Below are 7,530 nucleotides of genomic sequence, written 5' to 3'. Positions count from 1 at the left end.
GTTGGCATTGTGGGTGCCTCGGAGTTCACGCTTGGCGATGACGTGCGATCCTGGCTGCCAGGCTTCGCCGGCAGCCTTGGCGATCAGGAGAGCCAAGGTTTTGCGGGCTGCAAGGGAAGGTGATGAACCCGCACCGAAACGGGCTTCGATGAACTCGCCAGCTTTGACGATGGCGCGACCATCACGGACTGACGCCGTGGAAGCCGCTTTCATGGTGCGGCCGAGGATTGGATCATCGGACATAGCCCAAAGTGCATCAGAAACGAGCTACGAATCAATATCTATTCGCACCTCGCTTCTGTGCGGAACACCCCACCCCATTCCTCGTAACTGGGCACCCCATTCCTCGTAGGTGCGCACCCCATTCCTCGTACCTGCGCACCCCATCCATCGTAGGTCGAGGTCTTTCCAAGAACAAAATCAATAGTTTGAGCGCCCCTGAATCATAGAATCAAAGAGAATATGAATCACCGCGGGTGCGCACGAGGCAACTATAGCCTGATGATGTGCGGAATCGGCCTTCGGCCGATGCGCTAATGACGCGTGCCGGCTACGCCGTCACAGGGGCGGCCTCTCGGCCGTTAGCTTGGCGAGGAAGGAGTCGGAACGAGGGCAGTTTGCGATCATTCGCCGGGCGTCACGCGGCGAGGAGGTTTGCCGTTGCCATCGTAGAAGATGATCGCGGACACGCCCGAGGCGGCGATGCGATCGATCAGGTTATCGGCCTCCTCGTACTGGTCGCTGGGCCAGTCGCGGGCGACGTGGACGCGATCGTCGCCGATTTCGAGCGTCAGGTGCGAAATCGAAGGATCGAGGTCGAGCAGCCGTACCATGTCGGCCTGGGTGTCGAGCGTGACGTGCCGGAGATCGTGGCCGGTCATGACGAGCTGCCAGGTGCGGGTGCGATCATCGAGGCTCATGGCATGGGCCATCCAGTGATCGACTTGGCATCGGCGTTGGTGGCGAAGCAGTAGCGCACGCCCTGCCGCTTCTCGCTGCGCCAGCCGTTGCCCTTGGGACAGCCGGCGATATCCGGGATGGTCATGGTGCTGGCCTGGTCGAGCTGGCGGGCCAGCTTGCCGTTGACGGTATTGGCCCAGCTCGCGGCGGCAACCTCGTCGCGGGCGCGGGCATAGCCCGATGCTTCACCGGCCCTGTTTCCGAGGTGGTAGCCATAACCCAGCGCAACAGGCACCAGCAGGGCGAAGCCGGCGAGCGCGCCGTTCCACCACCTGTCCCACCGGCGCCGGCGCAGCTCATGGGCGCGGCGATCGGCGGCATCGGCGGCAAGACGATCGTTCAGGGCGGCGTGTGCGGCCGTGTCAGCATCGATCCGACGCCGCAGGGTCTCTCCCGCCCCGGCAAGGCCATCTGCGGCCCCATGACGCGCTCCGGCCTCCGCACGGGCTGCCAGAACCGCAGGATCGACCAGGCGAGCCGCTATGGCCTTGTCGCGGGCTTCCTCGTCCTCGGCGCGCTGTGCGTCCCTGGCGGCGGCATCGGCGAGGCTGGCGCGTACGTCGGTCACCAGGTCGCGCAGGGTGCCGAAGCCGGCAAGGATGCGCTGGATGTTGGTATCGAGGTGGGAAAAGAAGCTGTGCGCCTGGGCGGCGTCGGCGGCACCGCGCGCGCGACCGGCAGCAGAGGGCGGGGGATCGGCCGGCATGTCGAACTCGGCGGGGTCGAACTTGCCAGCCGTGGGATCGGCCCGGTCCTCGCCACGTCCCCTTACCTGATCGTGGAGCTGGCGCGCCTGTTCGAGCAGGCGGCGAGGATCGTCGTCGCGGTCACGGTCCATCAGCGGTCCTCCCCGGGCAGTGTCCACCCCTCGAACGGTTTCCTGTCCTGATCGCGGCTGATGCGGTGGGTCAGCTCGGAGACGATGCCGGCGAACCGTTGATCCTTGGTGGCGGCATCGAGGAGCAGGCCACCCAGGATGATCTTGCGGCGGGTATCGAGGCGACGACCTTCGGTGGCGATCCGGGCGTTGAGCGCATCGAGGCGAGCCTTGGCCTGGGCGACCCGTTTCTTTGCCAGTTCGAGAGCTTCGGGGGTGGGAGCCGCCATACCTTCTCCGCGTCAAAGCACGATCACGAAACGAGCATAGCGCAAACCAACGGACGAAGCCACCCGAGACGACAGCAGGAGACAAGGGCGCACTTTAGCATTACTACGTAATGCGTGCGGCAGGGACACCCTGCACCCATGTCGCAAGCGACAGCGGGGCTTCGTCCCCACACCCGGACCAGCGTCATGCCGCTGGACTACGTTTGAGAAGGCGCACGCGGACGATGGCAATCTACCATCTTGCGGTGAAATCAGTGTCGCGCTCGACCGGGCGCAGCGCGGTTGCGGCTGCGGCGTACCGGTCAGGCGACTGTCTTGAGAACGACCGCGACGGCCTGGTGCACGACTACACGCGGCGGGGCGGTGTCGAGGACACGTTCATCGTCACGCCGGAAGGCGCGGAGTGGGCGCAGGACCGCTCTGCGCTGTGGAACGCAGCGGAGGCAGCAGAGAAGCGTAAGGACGCCAAGGTGGCGCGGGAGTATGAGCTGGCGCTACCGGCGGAGCTGGACGCCGGTCAGCGCCGCGACCTGGTTCGTGCTTTCGCGGAGGATATCCGAGACCGCTACGGGGTGGCGGTCGATGCGGCGATCCACGCCCCCCATGATTACGGCGACGATCGCAATCACCACGCGCACGTTATGACGACGACGCGGGTGGTGGACGCGGACGGGCTGGGGGCGAAGACGCGCCAGCTCGACGTGCGATCATCGGCGTCGATCGAGGTGGAGGAGATCCGGGCGAGCTGGGCGGCACAGGTCAACGATGCGCTGGAACTGGCGCAGGTGGCCGAGCGGGTCGATCATCGCAGCTATGCGCGTCAGGGCGTCGAGATGGAGCCGACCGTGAAGATGGGCCACGCTTCGGCCGCGATCGAGCGCCGTGCCGAGCGCGAGCAGATTGCGGCCGGCGAGGAGCCGCACGCGGTGACGCCGCGCGGGCGGATGAATGAGGCGATCCAGGAAGTACGGGGGCTGGGGGTCTATATCGAGCGCGGCCGGGAGTGGCTGCACGAGATGGGCGACCGGCTAAGGGAGCGAGCCGAGCTGGCAGCACACAGCATGGCCAGTCTGGTGCAGGGGGCGGCGCGAACGATGCGGTCGGGGTTGCAGACCAGCACCGGCAACGGGTTCGACGAGCTGTCGGCGCTCGACCAGTCGCCCCGGCAGCAGCAGACGCCGGGGATCGAGATAGATCAGCCAGGGCAGGCTGATCGCGATGGGCAGCGGCAGGAGCGGGAACGACAGCGCGACCACGAGCCGGATATCGGCTTCGAGCGATAACGTCGCTGCATGGTGCGCGCAGCGCATAAAATTCCCCGCTGCCGGAACCATTCGGCTTGACAAAACGTACCATATATGACACATGTGCGGATACCGGGCATCGGTCCGGGCTCGCCCAAGTGGCAAAAGTCCTCTCATCCCGAGAGGCATTGAGGAGTGAAAATATGAAAAAATCTAAGAGTATGAAGGGAATTGTTACAAATGTACCAGGTTACATTCTATGAGACCGAAGGTGGCAACGAGGTAGTCCAAGACTTTCTTCGTAAGCTACCGAGGGACGATCGTAAGACGATCGGTGAAGACCTCGCAACACTGCAATATGGCTACCCCATGGGGATGCCACTCTGCAAACCGTTGCGATCCCAAATTTGGGAACTCCGCAGCTCTCTTCCCTCAAAAAGGGAAGCGCGGCTGCTCTACTTCTTCGACAGCGCGAGCCAGCAAATCATCGTCGTTCATGCTTTTATCAAGACAACAAGAACAACGCCGAAGTCTGACATCGACCTTGCCGAAAAGAGGAAGAAAGAGTTCTAGAAGGAGAATTGAGAAATGGTGGAAACTCGGGATCGCCGTGATCCCCGCGCATTTAAGACCTTGGACAGTTTTCTGGACGAGGATGGGATTCGCGAAGAAGTAACCGCCGTGGCTCTCAAGCGAGTGATCGCTTTCGCTCTCCGTGAGGCCATGCAGACGCATGGTCTCACGAAAGCAGCCATGGCAGATAAAATGCAAACCAGCCGTAAGCAGCTGGACCGGGTTCTTGACCCGGACGAACATAATATTACTTTGGACACGCTTGCCCGTGCGGCGACTAGTGTTGGTAGGCAATTGAAGGTGGAGTTGGTCTAATACCGGCTCTGCCTTCTTTTTTCAAAATTGTTAATAGATAATTGCTAGATGACGCATTGCCGTTTGAATGACGAAGCTGCAGTCTTCGCGCCTGCAATGAGCGCATCAGCAGCTCCAGGAATAAGTGAACTTAGTTCTCCATCTAGCGCAGACTTCATAGCAGCCTCCGTTGGCGCGGACGTAGTGGGGCGCGGTAAAGCCTTCAGCACCGAGACAAGACCATCATCATCAAGTTTTCCTGCGACACGAGCTTGATAGGCCATACTGACCTTGCTGTAATAGGTGTACATCCCACTGCCAGGTAGTGTGGCCATTCTCAGCATAACGTATTCAAAACCGACGACTTTGGCGGTCCAACAACGATCAACTGATGTACTTACAGCCAGGCGCTTTGCATCCTTTGCAGCTTGTGCCTCCAGTATCATGTAGATTAGCCCGCGCTCCTCCAATGGCCGCTTACGGATATTCTCGGCGGCGCAAGACCAACCGAGCGGGCGGGTCAAACATGGCTCGGCAGAGACGCTAAGGAGAAGCGCGATTATCAACATCCGATTGGCTTTCTGCCGTCCCTAGCTAAGGCAGTTTCTGATACTGAATGTCATTTCAGCTACGTGAACCTTTTAAGCCGCTCGCCATGCCTCCTATGGTGCTTGCATCACCATAGTAAAATGCACTCATATAAACGCCCTTACTTGGATGGGGTTTGAATTCGAGATTGTAGTACCCTCGCCCAATGATAGCATGGCACTGAACAAATTCAGGCGCATACAATGGACTCTTGTCTTTGGCGTAATCAGCAGCCTCTTTTAAGGATAAAAATGGAAGTACCCCTGTTTCCTGTTTGTTTTCTATGAGAGACAAAGCTATTTGTTCGATAGCAGCGGAATGATCTTTCTTTTTATTCCAAAACATCATTTTACCCCATATATTCGCGATATCGAACGGCCCGACTATCGAACTTCTTTGGTCACTTTCGGATGTATTGCCTCCTTTCGTGAGGAGGTAAACGCGTTTTCCCAATGTTGCCTTCTCCTCGCGTCATAGGAAGCGACCGAGCTGATGCAAAAATCAAAGGTTTTGCATCACCCGGAAAAAGGCTGAAATTCAAGCGCTTCCATGATGCATAATTCCGATGCACAATTGGAACATGATTTATGGCTATGCGCGCGTCTCATCCAACGGGCAGGATCTGGCACAGCAGCTCGCTCAGCTCGACGCGGCCGGCTGCACCAAGACCTACCGCGAGAAGGTCAGCGCCGCGACGGCCGAGCGGTCCCAGCTCAAGCGCGCGATCGGCGCGCTCGATGCCGGCGACGTGCTGATGGTGACGGCCACCGATCGTTTGGCTCGCAATACCCGTGACCTGTTGAACATCCTCCATGCGGTGAAGGAGGCCGGCGCGGGCTTCCGCTCGATCGCGGAGCCGATGGTGGATACCACTTCGCACTTCGCCGAGGTCGTCATTGCCGTGCTGGGGATAGCGGCGAGCTATGAGCGGCAGCGCATCACCGACCGCACCGCTGCCGGCAGGGTCCAGGCCAAAGCCCGTGGCGTGAAGTTCGGCCGACGTGCCGCCCTTACCCCTCACCAGCAGATCGAAGCGCTACAGCGCCTTGCAGCCGGCGACACGCAACGCACCGTCGCGGCGCTGTTCGATGTAGATCAGGCGACAATATCACGATTGTCACGAAAGCAGGGCTGATGATCGCTGGAAACGAGCCGTTAAATCAGTGCGGAGCATAGTAACCGCAAAGGAGATTAGGAATGGCGTTTACCGAGGCCGAAAAGCAGCAATGGCATGCAGATCGTCGTGCAGGGGAATCCACTGATGAAGACTATACCCCATCGCCAACCTGTGGGCATTGCGGCAACCCGTTCAGCTCGGGTGCGGGGGTGGTTACGGAAGAATTTTCACTATGCGACATTTGCAACGGCGATTGATCTGCGCCGTCATTCATCTGCGCGGCCGAACAGGCGACCAAAAAAACCGCGCTTGGATTCAGTAGGGCCAGGTCCGGCCAGTAAGCCAATCACCCGGGCCTGTGCCTCACGCCGTTCTTCGTCCGATCGATCGAGACGATGACGAAGATCATCGATTGTCCCTTCCCGGTCGCGTAACTGTTCCAAAGCCGCATCAAGACGGGCCTGTAACACGTTGGAATCTGACCCGTTACGGGTGTCAGCATCAGCGTTGCGTGATGTTCCAGTAACTGTTTCAGCAACCGGTACGGCTGACTTTGGAGGGTAGACCCGATGAAGTTCTACCGGTTCGATCGAAAAAGAACCGTCTTCCTTTTTTATGGCAGATATCCGGCCGCTATTGATGGCGCGAGATATGGAAGCCTTGCTGATACCCGTTGCCTTGGCAGCTTCTCCTAGGGTGTAAGCCATGTATCTGCCCCTGTTGCGGATCGTTTCAAACGACGGTCAGCTAACCGTTAGCAGAAACGGGGTAGTGGAGGAATGGTTAGGCTCTACCCCACTTAGAGGCACACCCCGTAACCCATTTCGTCCAATCAGCCTTGAGAGCGTCGCCAGTCAGCTTACGGCGATGTTCGGGGCGGACGCGGGCATACTGATCCGCCAATCGCTGGACGGCATGCCCCCCGCCCAGAGCTATCCCGATTGCGTGAAGCTCCGGAGTCTTGAACCCATCTATTTGGTCGTCGGCAGGCCAGCGCAGAACATCGGAAACAGATAGCCTGGAGGCGGCTGACGCGATGAGACTGGCGGTATCGACGATAGTTTCCGTCGTGCCCTCCCGGCGCGCTTTCCGACCGCCGCTATGTCGCCCGGCCTCATCGGCCGCTGCGTCCGTGGCATCGTCGTCCTTCGGTGTGAAGGTCAGGGTAACGTGGGTGATCTTACCTCGGGCACCACGCTTTTCCGACCATTCCATGGTGAACGCGGCGAGCTGGTCGATTTCGGCTTTCGCGAGATCGAGGACGAAACGGCGGAAATCGGAAAAATTGAGCAGCGTCTTAGGGGCCACGCCGACCCGCTCCCGCAATTCCTCGATCGTACCTGACCATCGAGGCTCGCGACGGCCGGCTAGCAAGCATCCCATCTCATAGAGGGTGATGGCGTATTTGGACCGGAATGCGAGCAGTGCCGCCCGGTTCAACCGGGCATAGTAGTCGCTCCCTTGCAGGATGGCCCGAGCAGGCGCTGTGAACTCCCATTCGACAGTAGCCCGGCCATCCTCCGCATGTTCGTTAAGCGTCCAGGCGAGCAGGGCAGCGGTAAGGGTCGCGACGCGCCCTTGGGCCGAGGTCGAAGGCATCTGGAATTTCACATCCATCAGTTCGTCAAGCGTGTCCTGTATCCGATC

12 protein-coding genes and 1 pseudogene are annotated in these 7,530 nt (G+C 59.9%); 5 read left to right on the top strand and 8 right to left on the bottom strand.

What is annotated here, in order from left to right; translation table 11 throughout:
- The 4 genes and pseudogenes from AC1MLZ_RS25600 to AC1MLZ_RS25585 all read right to left on the bottom strand — a co-directional run.
- Nucleotides 1-243, bottom strand: a pseudogene (locus tag AC1MLZ_RS25600) (replication protein RepB); the annotation flags it as partial.
- Between the two features lie 380 nt (nucleotides 244-623).
- Nucleotides 624-920, bottom strand: coding sequence for a hypothetical protein (locus AC1MLZ_RS25595; RefSeq protein ID WP_480962570.1), 297 nt, complete (start codon nucleotides 918-920; stop codon nucleotides 624-626).
- Nucleotides 917-1,798: a hypothetical protein gene (locus AC1MLZ_RS25590; protein ID WP_480962569.1), complete on the bottom strand. Its 882-nt coding sequence runs from the start codon at nucleotides 1,796-1,798 to the stop codon at nucleotides 917-919. The genes AC1MLZ_RS25595 and AC1MLZ_RS25590 overlap by 4 nt, the downstream gene beginning before the upstream one ends.
- Nucleotides 1,798-2,067, bottom strand: a complete 270-nt coding sequence (locus AC1MLZ_RS25585; protein WP_480962568.1) for a mobilization protein — start codon at nucleotides 2,065-2,067, stop codon at nucleotides 1,798-1,800. Before AC1MLZ_RS25585 ends, AC1MLZ_RS25590 begins: the two co-directional genes overlap by 1 nt.
- A gap of 224 nt (nucleotides 2,068-2,291) precedes the next feature.
- Here AC1MLZ_RS25585 and mobQ point away from each other — a divergent pair, with 224 nt between their 5' ends.
- The 3 genes from mobQ to AC1MLZ_RS25570 all read left to right on the top strand — a co-directional run bounded on the left by mobQ (nucleotide 2,292) and on the right by AC1MLZ_RS25570 (nucleotide 4,199).
- Entirely contained in the window at nucleotides 2,292-3,350 is a 1,059-nt protein-coding gene (mobQ, locus tag AC1MLZ_RS25580) for a MobQ family relaxase (protein ID WP_480962567.1), read from the top strand.
- 201 nt (nucleotides 3,351-3,551) lie between these two features.
- A complete protein-coding gene (locus tag AC1MLZ_RS25575) occupies nucleotides 3,552-3,884 on the top strand; it encodes a type II toxin-antitoxin system RelE/ParE family toxin (RefSeq protein ID WP_480962566.1) in 333 nt (110 codons plus the stop codon).
- 15 nt (nucleotides 3,885-3,899) lie between these two features.
- On the top strand, nucleotides 3,900-4,199 hold the full coding sequence (locus AC1MLZ_RS25570) for a hypothetical protein (protein WP_480962565.1): 300 nt from the start codon (nucleotides 3,900-3,902) through the stop codon (nucleotides 4,197-4,199).
- Between the two features lie 44 nt (nucleotides 4,200-4,243).
- On the opposite strand, the gene AC1MLZ_RS25565 is transcribed toward AC1MLZ_RS25570, so the two are convergent.
- Together AC1MLZ_RS25565 and AC1MLZ_RS25560 are read right to left on the bottom strand one after the other, a co-directional pair.
- Nucleotides 4,244-4,702: a hypothetical protein gene (locus AC1MLZ_RS25565; protein WP_480962564.1), complete on the bottom strand. Its 459-nt coding sequence runs from the start codon at nucleotides 4,700-4,702 to the stop codon at nucleotides 4,244-4,246.
- 100 nt (nucleotides 4,703-4,802) lie between these two features.
- Nucleotides 4,803-5,114, bottom strand: a complete 312-nt coding sequence (locus tag AC1MLZ_RS25560; RefSeq protein WP_480962563.1) for a hypothetical protein — start codon at nucleotides 5,112-5,114, stop codon at nucleotides 4,803-4,805.
- 232 nt (nucleotides 5,115-5,346) lie between these two features.
- Between AC1MLZ_RS25560 and AC1MLZ_RS25555 the strand changes: the two genes are divergently transcribed.
- Together AC1MLZ_RS25555 and AC1MLZ_RS25550 are read left to right on the top strand one after the other, a co-directional pair.
- Nucleotides 5,347-5,901 (top strand): recombinase family protein, encoded by a 555-nt coding sequence (locus tag AC1MLZ_RS25555; RefSeq protein WP_480962562.1) that lies wholly within the window; start codon nucleotides 5,347-5,349, stop codon nucleotides 5,899-5,901.
- A gap of 62 nt (nucleotides 5,902-5,963) precedes the next feature.
- Nucleotides 5,964-6,140: a hypothetical protein gene (locus tag AC1MLZ_RS25550; protein ID WP_480962561.1), complete on the top strand. Its 177-nt coding sequence runs from the start codon at nucleotides 5,964-5,966 to the stop codon at nucleotides 6,138-6,140.
- 9 nt (nucleotides 6,141-6,149) lie between these two features.
- Here the strand turns inward: AC1MLZ_RS25550 and AC1MLZ_RS25545 are convergent, their stop codons facing one another.
- The gene (locus AC1MLZ_RS25545; protein WP_480962560.1) at nucleotides 6,150-6,590 is read right to left on the bottom strand and encodes a MerR family transcriptional regulator; all 441 of its coding nucleotides are present in this window, start codon (nucleotides 6,588-6,590) and stop codon (nucleotides 6,150-6,152) included.
- A 76-nt stretch (nucleotides 6,591-6,666) separates the two neighbouring features.
- On the bottom strand, nucleotides 6,667-7,530 hold an 864-nt coding region (locus AC1MLZ_RS25540), incomplete at its 5' end, for a RepB family plasmid replication initiator protein (protein ID WP_480962559.1).

The organism is Sphingomonas sp. PEI4 (genome assembly GCF_056679955.1).
The sequence above is the reverse complement of the archived record's forward strand: the minus strand, read 5'-3'. Positions and strand labels throughout refer to the sequence as shown.

What these genes read in the sequence shown, in the direction of transcription:
- AC1MLZ_RS25595 (WP_480962570.1), bottom strand. Translation starts at nt 920, where the DNA reads ATGAGCCTCGATGATCGCACCCGCACCTGGCAGCTCGTCATGACCGGC.
- AC1MLZ_RS25590 (WP_480962569.1), bottom strand. Translation starts at nt 1,798, where the DNA reads ATGGACCGTGACCGCGACGACGATCCTCGCCGCCTGCTCGAACAGGCG.
- AC1MLZ_RS25585 (WP_480962568.1), bottom strand. Translation starts at nt 2,067, where the DNA reads ATGGCGGCTCCCACCCCCGAAGCTCTCGAACTGGCAAAGAAACGGGTC.
- mobQ (WP_480962567.1), top strand. Translation starts at nt 2,292, where the DNA reads ATGGCAATCTACCATCTTGCGGTGAAATCAGTGTCGCGCTCGACCGGG.
- AC1MLZ_RS25575 (WP_480962566.1), top strand. Translation starts at nt 3,552, where the DNA reads ATGTACCAGGTTACATTCTATGAGACCGAAGGTGGCAACGAGGTAGTC.
- AC1MLZ_RS25570 (WP_480962565.1), top strand. Translation starts at nt 3,900, where the DNA reads ATGGTGGAAACTCGGGATCGCCGTGATCCCCGCGCATTTAAGACCTTG.
- AC1MLZ_RS25560 (WP_480962563.1), bottom strand. Translation starts at nt 5,114, where the DNA reads ATGATGTTTTGGAATAAAAAGAAAGATCATTCCGCTGCTATCGAACAA.
- AC1MLZ_RS25555 (WP_480962562.1), top strand. Translation starts at nt 5,347, where the DNA reads ATGATTTATGGCTATGCGCGCGTCTCATCCAACGGGCAGGATCTGGCA.
- AC1MLZ_RS25550 (WP_480962561.1), top strand. Translation starts at nt 5,964, where the DNA reads ATGGCGTTTACCGAGGCCGAAAAGCAGCAATGGCATGCAGATCGTCGT.
- AC1MLZ_RS25545 (WP_480962560.1), bottom strand. Translation starts at nt 6,590, where the DNA reads ATGGCTTACACCCTAGGAGAAGCTGCCAAGGCAACGGGTATCAGCAAG.